This is a genomic window from Streptomyces sp. URMC 123 (assembly GCF_051386515.1).
Classification (GTDB): Bacteria; Actinomycetota; Actinomycetes; order Streptomycetales; family Streptomycetaceae; genus Streptomyces.
In genome coordinates, this window is the sequence record NZ_JBPQTV010000111.1 from 1 (window position 1) to 18,904 (window position 18,904).

Annotated in this window: 13 protein-coding genes; 10 read left to right on the top strand and 3 right to left on the bottom strand. The window is 72.0% G+C overall.

Annotated elements, in window-relative coordinates:
- From ACSNOD_RS15370 to hflX, 3 genes are all read left to right on the top strand, one after another.
- Window positions 1-563 (top strand): ACT domain-containing protein (locus ACSNOD_RS15370; RefSeq protein WP_436767482.1); only part of this gene is annotated, 563 nt, incomplete at its 5' end.
- Between the two features lie 304 nt (window positions 564-867).
- Window positions 868-2,394, top strand: a complete 1,527-nt coding sequence (locus ACSNOD_RS15375) for a M1 family metallopeptidase (RefSeq protein WP_436767483.1) — start codon at window positions 868-870, stop codon at window positions 2,392-2,394.
- Between the two features lie 124 nt (window positions 2,395-2,518).
- Window positions 2,519-4,015, top strand: a complete 1,497-nt coding sequence (hflX, locus tag ACSNOD_RS15380; protein ID WP_436767484.1) for a GTPase HflX — start codon at window positions 2,519-2,521, stop codon at window positions 4,013-4,015.
- Between the two features lie 114 nt (window positions 4,016-4,129).
- Here hflX and ACSNOD_RS15385 read toward each other — a convergent pair whose 3' ends face one another.
- Window positions 4,130-5,353: a trypsin-like serine peptidase gene (locus ACSNOD_RS15385; RefSeq protein ID WP_436767485.1), complete on the bottom strand. Its 1,224-nt coding sequence runs from the start codon at window positions 5,351-5,353 to the stop codon at window positions 4,130-4,132.
- A 341-nt stretch (window positions 5,354-5,694) separates the two neighbouring features.
- Between ACSNOD_RS15385 and ACSNOD_RS15390 the strand changes: the two genes are divergently transcribed.
- The 4 genes from ACSNOD_RS15390 (at window position 5,695) to ACSNOD_RS15405 (ending at window position 11,790) form a co-directional block, all read left to right on the top strand.
- Complete coding sequence (locus tag ACSNOD_RS15390) at window positions 5,695-6,957, top strand: aminotransferase class III-fold pyridoxal phosphate-dependent enzyme (RefSeq protein ID WP_436767486.1); 1,263 nt, start codon at window positions 5,695-5,697, stop codon at window positions 6,955-6,957.
- An 80-nt stretch (window positions 6,958-7,037) separates the two neighbouring features.
- A complete protein-coding gene (locus ACSNOD_RS15395; protein WP_436767487.1) occupies window positions 7,038-7,817 on the top strand; it encodes a GNAT family N-acetyltransferase in 780 nt (259 codons plus the stop codon).
- Between the two features lie 171 nt (window positions 7,818-7,988).
- The gene (locus tag ACSNOD_RS15400) at window positions 7,989-9,746 is read left to right on the top strand and encodes an IucA/IucC family protein (RefSeq protein ID WP_436767488.1); all 1,758 of its coding nucleotides are present in this window, start codon (window positions 7,989-7,991) and stop codon (window positions 9,744-9,746) included.
- A gap of 67 nt (window positions 9,747-9,813) precedes the next feature.
- On the top strand, window positions 9,814-11,790 hold the full coding sequence (locus tag ACSNOD_RS15405) for an ATP-dependent DNA helicase (protein ID WP_436767489.1): 1,977 nt from the start codon (window positions 9,814-9,816) through the stop codon (window positions 11,788-11,790).
- Window positions 11,791-11,919: 129 nt separating this feature from the next.
- On the opposite strand, the gene lexA is transcribed toward ACSNOD_RS15405, so the two are convergent.
- Window positions 11,920-12,714, bottom strand: coding sequence for a transcriptional repressor LexA (gene lexA / locus ACSNOD_RS15410; RefSeq protein ID WP_436767490.1), 795 nt, complete (start codon window positions 12,712-12,714; stop codon window positions 11,920-11,922).
- Between the two features lie 708 nt (window positions 12,715-13,422).
- On the opposite strand from lexA, the gene nrdR reads away from it, so the two are divergent.
- Window positions 13,423-13,974 carry a transcriptional regulator NrdR gene (gene nrdR, locus ACSNOD_RS15415; RefSeq protein ID WP_436767491.1) on the top strand — a complete coding sequence of 184 codons (552 nt, stop codon included), beginning with the start codon at window positions 13,423-13,425 and terminating at the stop codon, window positions 13,972-13,974.
- 126 nt (window positions 13,975-14,100) lie between these two features.
- A complete protein-coding gene (locus ACSNOD_RS15420) occupies window positions 14,101-16,977 on the top strand; it encodes a vitamin B12-dependent ribonucleotide reductase (RefSeq protein WP_436767492.1) in 2,877 nt (958 codons plus the stop codon).
- A 95-nt stretch (window positions 16,978-17,072) separates the two neighbouring features.
- Here ACSNOD_RS15420 and ACSNOD_RS15425 read toward each other — a convergent pair whose 3' ends face one another.
- Window positions 17,073-17,609, bottom strand: a complete 537-nt coding sequence (locus ACSNOD_RS15425) for a TerD family protein (protein WP_436767493.1) — start codon at window positions 17,607-17,609, stop codon at window positions 17,073-17,075.
- A gap of 219 nt (window positions 17,610-17,828) precedes the next feature.
- Here ACSNOD_RS15425 and ACSNOD_RS15430 point away from each other — a divergent pair, with 219 nt between their 5' ends.
- Entirely contained in the window at window positions 17,829-18,743 is a 915-nt protein-coding gene (locus ACSNOD_RS15430) for an arylamine N-acetyltransferase family protein (RefSeq protein ID WP_436767494.1), read from the top strand.
- Window positions 18,744-18,904 lie beyond the last annotated feature (161 nt).

Here is an 18,904-nt window from a genome sequence, read left to right on the forward strand (position 1 = left end):
CCCACCTCGGGGCACCGCACCCGGTGCACGGTGACCGCACCGCCCCGACCGTCCGCACGCCCTGCGCGGCCGCCGTGGCGGAACTGCCCGACGCCCCCGACGGTGCCACGCCCGTACGCGCCCCGGTGCGGCTCGCGGGCTGCTGCACGCCGGTGCCGCCCGACACGGTCACCGGCTTCACGGTCCGGGGCGGTGCGGTCACCGTGCACCGGGTGCGGTGCCCCGAGGTGGGCCGGATGACACGGGCCGGGCGCAAGCCGGTCCCCGTCCACTGGCGCGAGGCCGACGACGGCGCCGGCAGCGGCGACTGCCGGGTCACCCTCCTCGCGGAGGCGTTCGGCCGCCCCCACCTGCTCGCCGACCTCACGGAGGCCATCGCCCTGGAGGGCGCGGCCATCGTCTCGGCCGCCGTCGAGCCCCCTCACGAGCAGCGCGTCCGGCACACCTACACCCTGCGGCTGCCGGACGCGGCCCTGCTGCCGGCGCTGATCCGAGCGATGCGCAAGGTGCCCGGGGTCTTCGACGTCAGCCGTTACCAGCACCAGTCCTCCGCGCCCCGCTGACCGTACGGAGCCCCGCCGGCCGTACGACGTCGGCTGCCGTCCGCAGCGGCGGCCACCCCATGCCGTACGGCCGTGCCTCGCGCAGTACGGTGCGGCCCTCGCCCGGTGCGGCCGCCTCGCGCAGTACGGTGCCGCCCTCGCTCAGTACGGGCGCACCTCGCTCAGTACGGCCGCACCGCGCGCCGTACCGACCGCGCCCGCGTCCCCCGGCACACCCGTCCGTATGCCACTCGTTCGGCCGCTGTTCCGCGTGGTGCGCGCGCGCCGTCGCCGACGGCGCACCCCGCGCTGATAGCCGTAAACCATGATCCGATCCGCAGGGCGTCCGCCGCGCTCCGGCCGCCGGAGCGGTCGCGCGCGGGTCCGCCGCACCGCCGTCGCCGTGACGGCCCTGGCCGCCCTGGTCGCCGCCACCACCCCGCCGCCGGGCGCCCTGGGCATCGGGGACGAGCTCTTCCCCCACCTGGGCAACCCCGGCTACGACGTGCTCGCCTACGACATCGCGCTCGCCTACACCGGCGACAACCGCGCCCCCCTCGAAGCGGTCACCAGGATCAGCGCCCGCGCCACCGCGCCCCTGCGCCGGCTCAACCTGGACTTCACCCGCGGCACCGTACGGTCCGTCGGCGTCAACGGACGGCCCGCCCGGTTCCGTACGGTGGGCGAGGACCTGGTGATCACACCGGCGGTGGCCGTCCCCGAGGGGGCCCCGGCGCGGATCACCGTGCGCCACACCAGTGACCCCGTGGGCGAGGGCGGCGGCTGGCTCCGGACGAAGGACGGCCTGGCGATGGCCAACCAGGCGGACGCGGCACACCGGGTCTTCCCCTGCAACGACCACCCCTCCGACAAGGCGATGTTCACCTTCCGGGTCACCACGCCCCGGGGGATCACGGCCGTCACGAACGGGCTGCCGGCCGGCCCGCCGCACACCCGAGGGCCGCGCACCACCTGGACCTACCGCACCCACCACCCCATGGCCACCGAACTGGCCCAGGTCTCCATCGGCCGCTCGGCCGTACCGCGCCGTACCGGCCCCGGCGGTCTGCCCCTGCGCGACGTCGTACCGGCGGCCGACCGGAAGGCGCTGGAGGCGTGGCTGGCCAAGACGCCGGAGCAGATGGCCTGGCTGGAGCGGAGGCTCGGCCCGTACCCCTTCGAGACGTACGGACTCCTGGTCGCGGACGCCCGTACGGGCTTCGAGCTCGAAACCCAGACGCTCTCGCTCTTCGAGCGCGGCCTCTTCACCGACCCGCGGTACCCCGAGTGGTACGTGGACTCGATCATGATCCATGAGCTCGCCCACCAGTGGTTCGGCAACAGCGTCAGCCCGGCCCGGTGGTCCGACCTCTGGCTGAACGAGGGGCACGCCACCTGGTACGAGGCGCTGTACGCGGACGAGGCGGGCGCGCGCCGCCTGGTCGACCGGATGCGCGAGGCGTACCGGAAGTCCGACGGCTGGCGCGCCGAGGGCGGCCCGCCCGCCGCCCCCGCCCGGCCGGAGGAGGGCCGGCGGCACGGCATCTTCCGGCCGGGGGTCTACGACGGCGGGGCGCTGGTGCTCTACGCCCTGCGGCAGCGCGTCGGCCCCGAGGCGTTCGAGGACCTGCAGCGCCTCTGGGTGCTGCGGCACCGCGACGGCGTGGCCCGCACCGCCGACTTCGTCGACCTGGCCTGCGCGGTCGCCGGCGCGGACCTGCGCGACTTCCTGCGGCCCTGGCTCCTGGGCGAGCGCACCCCGCCGATGCCCGGCCACCCCGACTGGCGGTCGGACCCGCCACCCGTCGCCGACGGTGGCCGATCACCCACCCTCCGTCGGAAATACGGGTGACGAACCCGCCTTCGCATGCGACCATCTTCAGGTCGGTGACGCCGCCCGGCCCGGTGCGGGAATCCCCGGAGGGCCCCGGACGTTGTCCCGACGAGACATTTCACTCACTCGACGTAAGGATCAAATGACCTCCTCTTCTTCCCCTTCCCAGTCCGCCCAGCGCTCGTTCTCCGAGAACCTCCGGGCCGACGCCCTGATGGAAGAGGACGTCGCCTGGAGCCAAGAGATCGATCAGGAGCGGGACGGCGAGCAGTACGACCGCTCCGAGCGGGCCGCGCTGCGCCGTGTCGCGGGCCTGTCCACCGAGCTCGAGGACATCACCGAAGTCGAGTACCGCCAGCTCCGCCTGGAGCGCGTGGTGCTGGTGGGCGTCTGGACCTCAGGCACGGTGCAGGACGCGGAGAACTCCCTGGCGGAGCTGGCCGCGCTGGCCGAGACCGCGGGCGCGCTCGTGCTGGACGGTGTGATCCAGCGCCGCGACAAGCCCGACCCGGCCACGTACATCGGCTCCGGCAAGGCCCAGGAGCTGCGGGACATCGTGCTGGAGACCGGCGCGGACACCGTCGTCTGCGACGGTGAGCTCAGCCCCGGCCAGCTCATCCACCTCGAGGACGTCGTCAAGGTCAAGGTGGTCGACCGCACCGCCCTGATCCTCGACATCTTCGCGCAGCACGCCAAGTCCCGAGAGGGCAAGGCCCAGGTCTCGCTGGCCCAGATGCAGTACATGCTGCCGAGGCTGCGCGGCTGGGGCCAGTCGCTCTCCCGGCAGATGGGTGGTGGTGGCTCCGGTTCGTCCGGCGGCGGCATGGCCACCCGTGGTCCCGGTGAGACCAAGATCGAGACCGACCGGCGCCGTATCCGCGAGAAGATGGCGAAGATGCGCCGGGAGATCGCGGAGATGAAGACCGGCCGTGACATCAAGCGGCAGGAGCGCCGGCGCAACAAGGTGCCCTCGGTCGCCATCGCCGGATACACCAACGCGGGCAAGTCCTCGCTGCTCAACCGGCTCACCGGCGCGGGCGTGCTGGTGGAGAACGCCCTGTTCGCCACCCTCGACCCGACCGTGCGCCGGGCCGAGACGCCCAGCGGGCGGCTCTACACCCTGGCCGACACCGTCGGATTCGTCCGGCACCTCCCGCATCACCTGGTCGAGGCGTTCCGCTCCACCATGGAGGAGGTCGGCGACGCCGATCTGATCCTCCATGTGGTCGACGGCTCGCACCCGACGCCGGAGGAGCAGCTCGCGGCCGTCCGCGAGGTCATCCGCGATGTCGGTGCCGTGGACGTGCCCGAGATCGTGGTGATCAACAAGGCGGACGCGGCCGATCCGCTTGTCGTCCAGCGGCTGCTGCGGATGGAGAAGCACGCGATCGCCGTCTCCGCCCGGAGCGGCCAGGGCATCGAGGAACTGCTCGCGCTCATCGACGCGGAACTGCCGCGGCCGCAGGTCGAGCTCGACGTGCTGGTGCCGTACACCCACGGTGGCCTCGTCTCGCGGGCGCACGCCGAGGGCGAGGTGATCTCCGAGGAGCACACCGAGGAGGGCACCCGGCTCCACGTCCGGGTCCACGAGGAGCTGGCAGCCGAGTTCCAGCCGTTCACCCCGGCCGACCGCGCCTGAGGTCGCACGACACGGCACGTGAGCCGCGCGTGACGCGGTGAGATACGGCGAAGGCCGCCCCCGGAGATCCGGGGGCGGCCTTCGCCGTAGCGGAAAGACGACGATCGTCAGCGGTCAGCGGCGCGCGAACTTCTTGCTCACGCTCTCGTACACGCCCTTGGCCTCCGTGCCCAGGTGCGGGCCGGCGAGCCAGCTGGCGTTCGTCGGGCCGATCGAGGTGTTCGACACCAGCGCGGGCTTGCCGTCCGGCCCGTTGGCGAACCAGCCGCCGCCCGACGAGCCACCGGTCATGGTGCATCCGATGCGGTACATCGTCGGCTGCGAGGCGAACAGGGACAGCCGGCCCGGCTTGTCCACACAGGAGAACATGCGCGCGCCGTCGAACGGCGGAGCCGCCGGGTAGCCCCAGGCGCCCATCTTCGCGACGTCCTTGACCGGCGGTGCGTTGAACTCCACCGGCAGCGCCGCGCCCACCGTCTCCTCGAGCGACTTGGTGGTGCCCTTCTCCGGCTTCACATGCAGCACCGCGAAGTCGTACGGGGCGCCGGCGCCGCCCTGGGCGGCACCCTGGGCGATCCACTGCTTGGAGGTCTGGGCCCAGTCCGCCCACCACACCCCCAGCGGGGCGACCTCCTGCCGGGGCGCGCGGTTGACCTGGGAGGCCGGCAGCGCCTTGTCGTTGAACGACGGGACGAAGGCGATATTGCGGTACCAGCCGCCCTCCTTGCCCGCGTGCACACAGTGGCCGGCCGTCCAGATCATGTTGGACTTGCCGGGGTTGGCCGGGTCCTTCACCACGGTGGCCGAGCACACCATGGAGCCCTGCGGGCCGTCGAAGAAGACCTTGCCCACCGGAGCGGCGTTCGTCCGGTACGGCGTCTGCACCGGCTGGGCCTTCACCGGCCGCGGCTCCGGGTCGGTGACTCCCTGGTCGCCCGAGACGTCCTGCGGAACGGTCTTCTGCGGCTCCTGCGCCTCCTGCATGCGCTCGGGCTTCCAGAGGTCCTCGATGATCGGGTTGATGAAGTCCTCGGCCTCACGGAGCCACTGCTCCTTGTTCCACTTCTTCCACTCGCCGTTCTTCCACTTGTCCAGGTCCAGCCCCATCTCCTTGAGCCGCGCGTCGAGGTCGGGCGGCAGGGCGAGGTCACCCCCGAGCTGGGCCGGGGAGGCGCTGGGCTTGTCGCTCGCGGCATCGCCCGACGGACCGCAGCCGGTCGCGGTGACCGCGAGAACGGCCGCGAGCGCCGCCGCGCCGAGCGCCGGAGCGACGCGCCGGGCACCCGGCGTCCTCCACCCGGGCCGGTGACGGTTGGCGGGCGGGCGTATGGCTGGCATGTGGGGTCCCCCTGGAGACGTTCGAGCCTGTGGTGCCGTGCGCGCGGCCGGTGCGGCCGGGTGCGCGGCGTGCGGTGAGTCGGGCATGGCGTGTGGTGCGTGGGTTCGGTTCTTCGGTGTGCTGGGCATGGTGTTCGGTTGTCGGGCACCCCACGGTCGGGGCGCGGGCCCCAACTATGCCGGTGCCGTTGGGGACGGCCGCCGCCGGGTCCGTGGTTCCGCCTGCTCGGGGACGGTGGCGCCGCCAAGGATCTTCCCTTTGCCCGTGTTCGGTCGCTCGCGTCGTCGTTGGTACGTACGAGGGACAGCCGACGGGCGTTCAACGGGCGGACGGAGGAGACATGACCGTGACGCGGCCCGCCCGGTCACCGGAGACCGCCGCTCCGCCGCGCGCGCCCGTGGCCGGTGCCGCTCCGCCGCGCCCGCCGCACCGGGAGGCGGCGGCCCGCACCTACGCCCGCGCGCTGCCCGTGGTGCCGGTGCGGGCCCGCGGCATGACGGTCGAGGGCGCCGACGGCCGGCGCTATCTCGACTGCCTGTCCGGCGGCGGCACTCTGGCGCTCGGGCACAATCACCCGGTCGTGCTGGAGGCGATCCGCTCGGTCCTTGACTCGGGGGCGCCCCTGCACGCCCTCGACTTCGCCACACCGGTGCGGGACTCGTTCATCGCCGAGCTCCTGCGGAGCCTGCCCGGCGACCTCGCGAAGCGCGCGCGGGTGCGGTTCTGCGGCCCTGCCGAGGGGGACGCGGTGCGCACCGCGCTGAGCCTGGTCGCGGACGCCACGGGGCGGCCCGGACGATCGGAGCCGCCGGCGCCCCTCGTGCCCTGCGCGGCGGACCGTCGCCCGATGGGCGACCGGCCGGCCGACGACCGGCTGCGTGCGCTGCGCGCGTCCACGGCGGCCCGGGGTATGCCCCTGGTCGTGGACGAGACCGAGACCGGCGTCGGGCGCACCGGCGCGTTCTGGGCCGTCGAGCACAGCGGTGTCGTGCCGGACGTCATGGTGCTCTCCAAGGCCATCGGCGGCAGCTTTCCGCTCGCGGTCGTGGTGCACCGCGAGGACCTCGGTCCCCAGCCGTCCGAGGACGCTCCCGAGGCGCTCCACGGCAATCAGCTGGCCCTGGCGGCCGGCGCCGCCACCTTGGTGCATGTGCGCCGCCACCGGCTCGCGGAGCGGGCGGCGGCCGTGGGCGGCCGCATGCTCGACCGCCTCGGGCGGCTGGCCGGCTGTCATCCGTGCGTGGCGGAGGTACGCGGCCGGGGCCTCATGATCGGACTGCGGATGGCCGACCCGAGCGGCGAGCGGGTCACCGCCGCGCCGGGGCCCGAGACCCGCGCCGTGGCCGCCGCGGTGCGGCGGGAAGCGCTCCGCCGGGGCCTGATCGTGGGCCTGGGCACCGGTCCCCAGGCCGGTGTCGTCCGGCTCCTTCCTCCCCTCACCATCAGCGATGAGCAGGCCGAGGCGGTGCTCGACCGCTTGTCCGACGCGATCGCGGCGGTGGAACGAGACCGCGGAGCGCTTCTCCTCCCCGGAGGGTCGCCACCCGGTACGGCTGTGTCACCGTCAGCCCCCTCGTCACCGGCCCCTGCCATGGACCCCTGACACCGACCCTGACACCAACCCTTGATCGACCCCGGCACATGACCCGGCGACGGCGTCACCGGTGAGAGGAGAGCGGCGCCGTGCGGCCCATCGACTCCAGTCCCGGCTCCAGCCCCGGCTCCAGTGACGAGGACACCCTCGAACTGCACCTGCCGTCGGAACTGCCGCAGGTCGCCGAGGTGCGGGCGAGGATCGCCGAGGAGCACGGCCAGGCCCACGCCGTCGGCGCCGACGCCGGTGCCGACGCGGGAACGCCCGACACCGGTCCGCACCCCCGCCCCGGCGCGGCGGATCTGCTGGACTCACTCGCCGACTGGGGGCCGACGGCCACCCGCGCGGGCGTCCTCCAGCTCGTTCCCGTCCGCGTCCACCGCGATCTGCCGCTGATCACGCGCTGGATGAACGATCCGGCGGTCGCGGCCTTCTGGGGGCTCGACGGCCCCGGCGAGATCACCGCGGACCATCTGCGGCGCCGCTTCGCCGCCGACGGCCGCAGCGTGCCCTGCCTCGGCGTCCTCGACGGCACCCCCATGAGCTACTGGGAGGTGTATCGCGCCGATCTCGACCCCCTGGCGCGCCACTACCCCGCACGCCCCCACGACACCGCCCTGCACCTGCTGATCGGCGCCGTGGGGGACCGCGGCCGGGGCATCGGCAGCACACTGCTGCGGGCCGCCGCCGACCTCGTCCTGGACCACCGGCCCGCCTGTACCCGGGTCGTAGCGGAACCCGACCTGCGCAACACCCCGTGCGTGGCAGCCTTTCTCGGGGCGGGCTTTCGCTTCGCCGCGGAACTGGACCTCCCCGGTAAGCGGGCGGCGCTCATGATCCGCGAGCGCTCACTGCGCCATCTGCTGTGAGCGGGCCGCTGTGAGCCGGCCGCCCACGGTGAGATGTCGGCGTGGGATGTCGGCCATGAGCGGGCCATGACCCGGCCGCTGGCCTGTCATGCCGTCTCCCGCCCCCGTGCCCGGCTCTCTACGCTCCATAGCGCTCGGCCCGTTCCCGTAACCAACCGAGGAGCCTCGACCTTGCGACCGTCCCCACAGCAGCGTCACGACGCCTGGCAGCACGCCGGCCGCCGACTGCTCGCCAAGATGCTCGCCGAGTTCGCCTACGAAGACGTGATCACCCCCGAGCCCGATCCCGACGACCCCACCGCCTATCGCCTGCCGGTCACCGCCGACACCAGCTACCGCTTCCACGCCCGGCGCGGCGCGTACGGCCACTGGCGGGTGGACCCCGATTCGATCACCCCGACCGGCGATCCCCTGCGCTTCCTCGCCCTGGCCCACGACACCGTCCTCGGCCTCAGCGGGGACACCACCGGCCATCTGATGCGGGAGCTCACCGCCACCCTGGCCGCCGACATCCGTCTGGACGCCACGGCCCTGAGCGCGGCCCAGCTCGCCGAGCTGGACTACGCCGAACTCGAGGGACACCAGACGGGCCATCCCTGGATCGTCGCCAACAAGGGGCGCCTCGGCTTCTCCGCCGCCGACGCGGCCCGCTGGGCCCCCGAGGCCCGCATACCCCAGCGGCTGCCCTGGCTCGCGGTCCACACCGACATCGCCCAGTACCGAGGGGTGCCGTCACTCGCCGCCCCCGACCGCCTCTACGCACAGGAACTCACCCCCGAAACCCGCGACGCCTTCGCCCGGACCGTCGCCGACCACGGGCGCGACCCCCGCGACTACCTCTGGCTCCCCGTCCACCCCTGGCAGTGGGACGAGACCATCGCGCCGCTGTTCGCTCCGCAGATCGCCGACGGCACCATCATCGCGCTGCCCACTGACAGCGACCTGCGCCTGCCGCAGCAGTCCATCCGCACCTTCCTCAACACCAGTCGCCCCCGGGCCAGAACGGTGAAGCTGCCGCTCTCGGTGCTCAACACGCTGGTCTGGCGCGGGCTGCCCACCGAGCGCACGCTGGCCGCGCCCGCGGTGACCTGCTGGGTGCACGCCCTGCGCGACGCCGATCCGTTCCTGCGCGACGAGACCCGGGTCGTCCTGCTCGGCGAAACGGCCTCCGTCACGGTCGAGCACCCTCTCTACGACCGGCTGCCCAGCGTCCCGTACCAGTACAAGGAACTGCTGGGCTGCATCTGGCGCGAGTCCCTCCTGCCGCAGCTCGAACCCGGGGAGCGCGCCCGTACCCTGGCCGCCCTGCTGCACACCGACCCGCGGGGCCGCTCGTTCACCGCGGAGCTCGTCCGGCGCTCCGGGCTCACGCCCCCGGTGTGGCTCGCCCGGCTCTTCGGCGCCGTACTGCCGCCGCTGCTGCACTTCCTCTACCGGTACGGCACGGTCTTCTCCCCGCACGGCGAGAACGCCATCGTGGTGTTCGACGAGCGGGACATCCCGGTGCGCCTCGCGCTGAAGGACTTCGTCGACGACGTCAACGTCAGCGCCGAGCCCCTGCCGGAACAGGACAGCATGCCCGACGAGGTGCGGTCCGTTCTGCTCACCGAGCCGTCCGCCTTCCTCACCCAGTTCATCCACTCCGGGCTGTTCGTCGGCGTCTTCCGCTACCTCGCTCCCCTGTGCGAGGACCAACTGGGCGTGCCCGAGCGCGAGTTCTGGTCACTCGTCCGGGCGGAGATCCTGCGCCAGCACGCCCGCTTCCCGGAGCTGAAGGACCGCCACGAGATGTTCGACCTGTTCACACCGCGCATCGAGCGGCTCTGCCTGAACCGTAACCGGCTGCACCTGGACGGTTACCGCGACCGCCCCGACCGCCCGCACGCGGCGGTCCACGGCACCGTGCCCAATCCGCTGCACCAGCCCTGAGGAAGCCGTTCCAGCCCTGACGAAGAGGGCTCCCGTTGTCAGTGGCGCCACGTAGGGTGGTGACGCTATGACGAAGCCCGCTCTCCCAGACCTGCTGCACGCCGCCGTGACCGCCGTCGGCGGCGTGGAACGCCCTGGCCAGGTGGCCATGGCCGAAGCCGTCGCCGACGCCGTGGCCGACGGCTCCCATCTGCTGGTCCAAGCCGGCACCGGCACCGGAAAGTCCTTGGGCTATCTGGTGCCGGCCCTGGCGCACGGCGAGCCGGTGGTGATCGCCACCGCCACCCTCGCCCTCCAGCGGCAGCTCGTCGAGCGCGATCTGCCCCGCACGGTCGAGGCGCTCCACCCCCTGTTGCGCCGCCGCCCGGAATTCGCCATGCTCAAGGGCCGGTCCAACTACCTCTGTCTGCACCGGCTGCACGAAGGGGTGCCGCAGGAAGAGGAGGAGGGCCTCTTCGACGTCTTCGAGTCCGCCACCCCGACCAGCAAGCTCGGCAAGGACCTGCTGCGGCTGCGGGACTGGGCCGACGAGACGGAGACCGGCGACCGTGACGACATGACCCCGGGCGTCTCCGACCGCGCCTGGGCCCAGGTCTCCGTCTCCTCCCGCGAGTGCCTGGGCGCCTCCCGGTGCACCTACGGCGCCGACTGCTTCGCCGAGGCCGCCCGGGAGCGCGCCAAGGCTGCCGAGGTCATCGTCACCAACCACGCGCTGCTCGCCATCGACGCCATCGAGGGCGCCCCGGTGCTCCCCGGCCATGAGGTGCTGATCGTCGACGAGGCCCATGAGCTGGTCTCCCGGGTCACCGGCGTGGCCACCGGCGAGCTCACCCCCGGCGCGGTGAACCGAGCGGTGCGCCGCGCCGCGAAGCTGGTCAACGAGAAGGCCGCGGACGCGCTCCAGACGGCGGCGGAGGGCTTCGAACGGCTGATGGAGCTGGCGCTGCCCGGCCGGCTGGAGGAGATTCCCGAGGACCTCGGTTACGCGCTGATGGCGCTGCGGGACGCCTCGCGCACGGTCGTCTCGGCGCTGGGCGCCACCCGCGACTCCTCGGTCCAGGACGAGGACGCCGTGCGCAAGCAGGCCCTGGCGTCGGTGGAGAACATCCACGCGGTCGCGGAGCGCATCGTCGAGGGCTCCGAGTACGACGTGGTCTGGTACGAGCGGCACGACCGCTTCGGGGCCTCGCTGCGGGTGGCCCCGCTGTCGGTGTCGGGTCTGCTCCGGGAGAAGCTCTTCAGCGAGCGCTCGGTGGTGCTGACCTCGGCGACGCTCAAGCTGGGCGGGGACTTCAACGGCGTCGCCGCCTCCCTCGGCCTGCCCCCGGAGGGCACGGCCGCCTCCGAGGAGGAGGGCATCGTCTGGAAGGGCGTGGACGTCGGCTCGCCGTTCGACTACCCCAAGCAGGGCATCCTCTATGTCGCCAAGCACCTGGCCCAGCCGGGCCGCGAGGCCGGCCGGGCGGACATGCTCGACGAGCTCGCCGAGCTGGTGGAGGCGGCGGGAGGGCGGACCCTCGGGCTGTTCTCCTCGATGCGAGCGGCGCAGGCGGCGGCCGAGGCGCTCCGGGGCCGGCTGGACGTGCCGATCCTGCTGCAGGGCGAGGAGACCCTGGGCGAGCTGATCCGCACCTTCGCCGCCGACCCCCGTACCTGCCTGTTCGGCACCCTGTCGCTGTGGCAGGGCGTGGATGTGCCGGGGGCGAGCTGTCAGCTGGTGGTGATGGACCGGATTCCGTTCCCCCGCCCGGACGACCCGCTGATGAGCGCCCGGCAGAAGGCGGTGGAGGAAGCCGGCGGCAATGGCTTCATGGCCGTGGCGGCCACGCATGCGGCCCTGCTGATGGCCCAGGGCGCCGGTCGGCTGGTGCGGGCCTCGGGCGACCGCGGAGTGGTGGCGGTGCTGGACCCCCGGCTGGGCACGGCGCGGTACGGCAGCTTCCTGCGGGCGTCGATGCCGGACTTCTGGTACACGGTGGACCGCAATCAGGTGCGGCGCTCGCTCGCCGCGATCGACGCGGCCGCACGCGCGGAGGGCCGCTGAGGCCGCTGAGAGAGCCCCTGGGAGAGCCGTCGGGAGAGCTGAGGGCGAGCAGCGCTCCGACGGATGAGGACAGCACAGGGCCCCGGAACCGGCGCAGGGATTCCGGGGCCCGGTCGAGAGAGGGTGAGGTCAGACCCGTCGCAGCACGGCGACGACCTTGCCCAGGATGGTGGCCTCGTCGCCGGGGATGGGCTGGTACGCGGAGTTGTGCGGCAGCAGCCAGACATGGCCGTCCTCCCGCTTGAAGCGCTTGACGGTGGCCTCGCCGTCCAGCATGGCGGCCACGATGTCGCCGTTCTCGGCGACCGGCTGGCGGCGGACGGTCACCCAGTCGCCGTCGCAGATGGCGGCCTCGATCATCGAGTCGCCGACCACCTTCAGCACGAAGAGCTCGCCGTCACCGACGAGCTGCCGGGGGAGGGGGAAGACGTCCTCCACCGACTCCTCGGCGAGGATCGGTCCGCCCGCGGCGATCCGGCCGACCAGGGGCACGTACGAGGCGGACGGCTTGCCGGTGGTGTCCGCCGGCTGCGTGTTCGGTCCGTCCGAGCCGCGCACCTCGTACGCCCGGGGGCGGTGCGGGTCGCGGCGGAGGAATCCCTTGCGCTCCAGCGCCATCAGCTGGTGCGCGACGGACGAGGTGCTCGACAGCCCGACCGCCTGGCCGATCTCCCGCATCGACGGAGGGTAACCACGCCGCTGCACCGAGTCCCGGATCACTTCGATGACACGCCGCTGCCGATCGGTGAGGCCCGAGCTGTCGGCCCGGATTCCTGGTGGCCGGCCGGGCAGCGAACGAGCGGGCTTCTGCCCCTCGTGGCCCGTGACGCCGGCGGTCTCGCTCATCGGGTGCGTCGGCTGGTCGTGTCGGCTCTGGGAGCGGTCCTGGGCGGTGATGGTGGCACTGTCTGCGGTGGTCGTCACGTCGTCGGCCCCTCTCGAGATGTTCTCCCTAGTCGGACAACGGTAGTTGCTTTCGAAAGGTTGCGCCAAACACACGTTCGAGTGAAATTCTGCGAATGGCCTGACGTGACCTTCTGGTCAGGTGTATAGGCGATAGGTCAATTCGGTACAGACGTCACAGAGCGTACCCTTCGCCGTGAAGACCGCGAACCATCCGGCCCTCCGCGAGCCCCGGATTGTCACGCTCCGTATACGCCGGCGCCGACCGGTCGCGTCCACGCCGGAACCCGCGGCCGCCCCGGCGCGGCACGTCGCGACGCCGCCCTCCGCGTACCCGCGAGGCGCTCCCCGGCGCCCGAGAGGTTTTGGGAGAGTCTTTGCCACGGGCTCTCCGGGCTCCGCTCGGCGGGGCGCGGCTCCGTCCTCGGACGTCGCCCAGTCTCGCATCCGCGCCCCGACGCCCGTGGGGCGGCCCGCCTCCCGTAGGCTTTCCGGGCGCCGGGGCGGCGCGACACGCGGTCCGCCCGGTTGGCTCCAGCCCACCAGATCTAGTGGTTTCATGGGGCCCGGTCGCCCACAAGTTGTGTTCCCCCGTCTCATGAGACCCAGGGGCATCACCTATGCTGGGGGCTGCTTCGGACGGGCCCCGGGCCCGGCGAAGGCGTACGGCCGTGTTGTGCCGTGCCGCGCTGTTCGATGGGTTCCAGGGTCATAGGAGGGTTGAGAGCGATGCACTGCCCCTTCTGCAGACACCCCGACAGCCGCGTCGTCGACAGTCGCACCACCGATGACGGGACCTCGATCCGCCGGCGCCGCCAGTGCCCCGACTGCTCCCGCCGCTTCACCACGGTGGAGACGGCGTCACTCATGGTGATCAAGCGCAGCGGGGTCACCGAGCCCTTCAGCCGCGACAAGGTCATCTCCGGCGTGCGCAAGGCGTGCCAGGGCCGGCCCGTCACCGAGGACGCCCTCGCCAAGCTCGGCCAGCGGGTCGAGGAGGCCGTGCGCGCCACCGGCAGCGCCGAGCTCTCCACCCATGACGTCGGCCTGGCCATACTGGGCCCGCTCCAGGAGCTCGACCTGGTGGCCTATCTGCGCTTCGCGTCCGTCTACCGGGCGTTCGACTCGCTCGAGGACTTCGAGGCCGCCATCGCGGAGCTGCGCGACACGCGGGCGGCCGCCCCGGTCGGCGCGGATCGCGGAGAGCGCGGGGACCGTGCGGGCCGGGACCCCGCGGACGAGGGACCCGAGGTCCCCGCGCCGGCCGGCGCCGCCGACTGACGGCGCCACCACAGACCTGCCACAGACCTGCCCGGCGCGCACGGCGCGCTCGGGCATTCAGACAGACATCGTGCCGCGGGAACAAGCGGGCACATCAGGGCGTTTTGCCCGTATCAGGGAGGCGGAATGACAGAGACGACGAGCGGCCCGGCACGCGGCTCCCGTGCCAAGGGCGGCAAGGCGATCAAGGGCCTGCGCATGGAGCGCATCCACACCACGCCCGGCGTGCACCCCTACGACGAGGTCGTCTGGGAGCGCCGTGACGTCGTCATGACGAACTGGCGCGACGGCTCGGTCAACTTCGAACAGCGGGGCGTCGAGTTCCCCGAGTTCTGGTCGGTCAACGCGGTCAACATCGTCACGAGCAAGTACTTCCGTGGCGCTGTCGGCTCGCCGGAGCGCGAGTCCAGCCTCAAGCAGCTCATCGACCGTGTGGTGCGCACGTACCGCAAGGCCGGCGAGGAGCACGGTTACTTCGCCTCCCCCGCGGACGCCGAGATCTTCGACCACGAGCTGACCTACGCGCTGCTGCACCAGGTCTTCAGCTTCAACTCCCCGGTGTGGTTCAACGTCGGCACCAAGCAGCCGCAGCAGGTCTCCGCCTGCTTCATCCTCTCGGTCGACGACTCCATGGAGTCGATCCTCGACTGGTACAAGGAAGAGGGGATGATCTTCAAGGGCGGTTCGGGCGCCGGTCTCAACCTCTCCCGCATCCGCTCCTCCAAGGAGCTGCTCTCCTCCGGCGGCAACGCCTCCGGGCCGGTCTCCTTCATGCGCGGCGCCGACGCCTCCGCAGGAACGATCAAGTCCGGTGGCGCCACGCGCCGCGCGGCCAAGATGGTCGTCCTCGACGTGGACCACCCGGACGTCGAGGCCTTCATCGAGACCAAGGTGAAGGAGGAGGAGAAGATCCGCGCCCTGCGGGACGCGGGCTTCGACATGGACCTGGGCGGGGACGACATCACGTCGGTCCAGTACCAGAACGCCAACAACTCCGTCCGGGTGAACGACGAGTTCATGAAGGCGGTCGAGAGCGGCTCGAAGTTCGGCCTGCGCGCCCGTCTGACCGGCGAGGTCATCGAGGAGGTCGACGCCAAGGCGCTCTTCCGCAAGATGGCCGAGGCCGCCTGGGCCTGCGCCGACCCCGGCATCCAGTACGACGACACCATCAACCACTGGCACACCTCGCCGGAGACGGGCCGGATCACCGCGTCCAACCCGTGCAGCGAGTACATGCACCTGGACAACTCCTCGTGCAACCTCGCCTCGCTGAACCTGATGAAGTTCCTCCGGGACGACGACCAGGGCCACCAGTCGTTCGACGCCGAGCGCTTCGCCAAGGTCGTCGAGCTGGTCATCACGGCGATGGACATCTCCATCTGCTTCGCGGACTTCCCCACCGAGAAGATCGGTGAGACCACCCGCGCCTTCCGCCAGCTGGGCATCGGCTACGCCAACCTCGGCGCCCTGCTGATGGCCACGGGCCACGCGTACGACTCCGACGGCGGCCGCGCGCTCGCCGGTGCCATCACCTCCCTGATGACCGGCACCTCGTACCGCCGCTCCGCCGAGATCGCCGCGGTCGTCGGCCCGTACGACGGCTACGCCCGCAACGCCGAGGCGCACCAGCGCGTCATGAAGCAGCACGCGGACGCCAACGCCGAGGCCAAGCGGATGGACGACCTGGACACCCCGGTCTGGGCCGCGGCCACCGAGGCCTGGCAGGACGTCCTGCGGCTGGGCGAGAAGCACGGCTTCCGCAACGCCCAGGCGTCGGTGCTCGCCCCCACCGGCACCATCGGCCTGATGATGGACTGCGACACCACGGGCGTCGAGCCGGACCTGGCGCTGGTCAAGTTCAAGAAGCTGGTCGGCGGCGGCTCCATGCAGATCGTGAACAACACGGTCCCCAAGGCGCTCAAGCGGCTCGGCTACCAGCCGGAGCAGGTCGAGGCGATCGTCGCCCACATCGCCGAGCACGGCAATGTGATCGACGCCCCGGGCCTGCGGCAGGAGCACTACGAGGTCTTCGACTGCGCCATGGGCGAGCGCTCCATCTCGCCGATGGGCCACGTCCGGATGATGGCCGCCGCCCAGCCGTTCCTCTCCGGCGCGATCTCCAAGACGGTGAACGTTCCCGAGTCGGCCACCGTCGAGGAGATCGAGGAGGTCTACTTCGAGGGCTGGAAGCTCGGCCTCAAGGCGCTGGCGATCTACCGCGACAACTGCAAGGTGGGTCAGCCGCTCTCCGTCAAGAAGAAGGAGGAGAAGGCCGAGGCCAAGCCGGAGCCGGTGGCCGAGAAGGTCGTCGAGTACCGCCCGGTCCGCAAGCGCCTCCCGAAGGGTCGTCCCGGCATCACCACCTCCTTCACGGTCGGCGGCGCCGAGGGCTACATGACCGCCAACTCCTACCCCGACGACGGCCTCGGCGAGGTCTTCCTGAAGATGTCCAAGCAGGGCTCGACCCTCGCGGGCATGATGGACGCCTTCTCCATCGCCGTCTCCGTCGGCCTCCAGTACGGCGTGCCGCTGGAGACCTACGTCTCGAAGTTCACCAACATGCGCTTCGAGCCGGCCGGCATGACGGACGACCCGGACGTGCGGATGGCGCAGTCGATCGTCGACTACATCTTCCGCCGCCTGGCGCTCGACTTCCTGCCCTTCGAGACCCGCTCGGCGCTCGGCATCCACTCCGCCGAGGAGCGCCAGCGCCACCTGGAGACGGGCTCGTACGAGCCGGCCGACGACGAGATGGACGTCGAGGGCCTGGCGCAGTCCGCGCCGCGCCACATCGAGGCGCCCAAGGCTCCGGCCGCGCCCCAGCAGGACGTGGCCGCCGCGGTTCCGGCGCCCAAGCAGGCGCACAACTCCACCGAACTGGTGGAGATGCAGCTCGGGCTGAACGCCGATGCCCCGCTGTGCTTCTCCTGCGGCACGAAGATGCGCCGCGCGGGCAGCTGCTACCTGTGCGAGGGCTGCGGCTCGACCAGCGGGTGCAGCTGATCGGTGTGATGTGACATGAGAGGAAGAGGCGGAGCCGGCAATCGGCTCCGCCTCTTCCTCTTCCCGCTGTCTGGTGGGTTCAGCGACTGGCGAGTTCAGTGGCTGGTGGGGGCGTTTCCCATCAGCGTGACAAAGGACTCCGGGTCCGTGTCGAAGCCCCGCATGATCAGGTGGAATTGCCATTCTCCCGACGCGTCACGGGTGAATTCCGCGACCGTGGCCGCCGTGGCGTCCCGCACCCCCGAGAAATCGCTGCGGGCGAGCTCGGTATAGCCCTCGGCGAGGCGCACAGCGGTGTTCGCGACGACACCGAAGGTCTTCCGCGCGCCGCCCTGCTGAATGGCGACCCCCACGACGACCCGGGTGAAGACGGGCGCCAGGCGGTCCAGCTCCAGGGTCATGACCTCGTCGTAGCCGAAGCCCTGGCCGGTCCGGCTGTCCCGGTTGAGGGTGATGGTGCCGTCCGGCGACCGGCTGTCGAAGTGGACCAGATACGCGGGCGGTCCGTACGGGGCGTCCGCGGTGTACGTGGCCGCGATGATGTCGAGATCGTGGGCCGCCGCGCCGAAGGGGCTGGGGTCCCATTTCAGCGTCACTGCGACGGTGCCAAGTCCTTTGTTGAGACCGCTCACGGAATGTCCTCCCTCGGCAGACTCCAAGCCCCCGACAGCACAGGGGTCGCCACGCGATCGCGCCCGCAACTGCCCGGAACTGCCCGAGGAATGGCGTTGGTTGTCCATGGTGCCACGTCGGGGAATCGAAGGGCGCTCCCCGGGCGCGGGAGCGCGCGGCACGGCGGGCGGAAGGGGACAATGATCCCGACGCCGGTCGAGACGTGAGGAGTACGGCGCATGAGTGATGCGGTGTGGGGCGCCGCCGATCTGGATCTCGACGCGTATCTGTCGAGGATCGGCCTCCAGGGGCCCCTCGAACCGACGCTCGACACCCTGCGGAGCGTCCACCGGGCGCACACGGCCGCGATCCCGTTCGAGAACCTGGAGATCATCCTCGGGCGGCCGATCCTCCTGGGCCTCGACGACCTCCAGGCCAAGATGGTGCACCGGCGCCGAGGGGGCTACTGCTACGAGCAGAACCTGTTGCTCGCGGCCGCCCTGGAGCGCATGGGGTTCGAGGTCCACGGCCTGGGCGGACGGGTGCGGATGGGCAGCGAGCGACTGCGGCCGGTGACCCACATGATGCTGCGGGTGCGCTGCGAGGATCAGTACTGGCTCGCCGATGTGGGCTTCGGTGGCGACGGACTGCTGGAGCCCCTTCCCCTGCGGCACGGCGCGCGGGCACGGCAGGAGCGGTGGACCTTCGCGCTGGAGGCGACGCGCGACGGCGGCGGGGAGGCCGTCGGGGGAGAGGCCTGCGGGAGGGAGACCGGCGGGAGGGGGACCGGCGAGGGCGAGACCGGCGGGAGGGAGACCTTCGTACTGCGCACGCTGCGCGATGACGGCTGGCTCGACCTGTACAGCTTCACCCTGGAGCGGCAGTACCCCGTCGACTACGCGGTGATGAACTACTACATCTCGACGCATCCGCGCTCCCCCTTCACCGGGCGGCCCGTGGTGCAGCGAAGGGAGCCGGGCGCGCGGCACACCCTGCTCGGCGCCCACCTGTCGATCGCGCGCCCCGGGCAGGACATCGAGGAGCGGGACCTGGAGGCCCATGAGTGGGCTTCCGTGCTCGCGCGTCACTTCGGCATCGAGCTGAGCCCGGCGGACGTCGAACGGCTGCGCGACTGGCGGCCCGGCGGGGAGTGAGGGGCGTCACCCCGCGCCCCGTACGATGGCGCGGTGCTGGTCAAGTGGATGCGCTGCACCGTGGTCGACCGTCGCGGCTTCGAGCGGGGGCGGCGGCGATCAGACACGCCAGGCCGAGCCGGGCCTGTTCGCCCCCGGAGAGGCTGCCGAGCCGGCGCTCG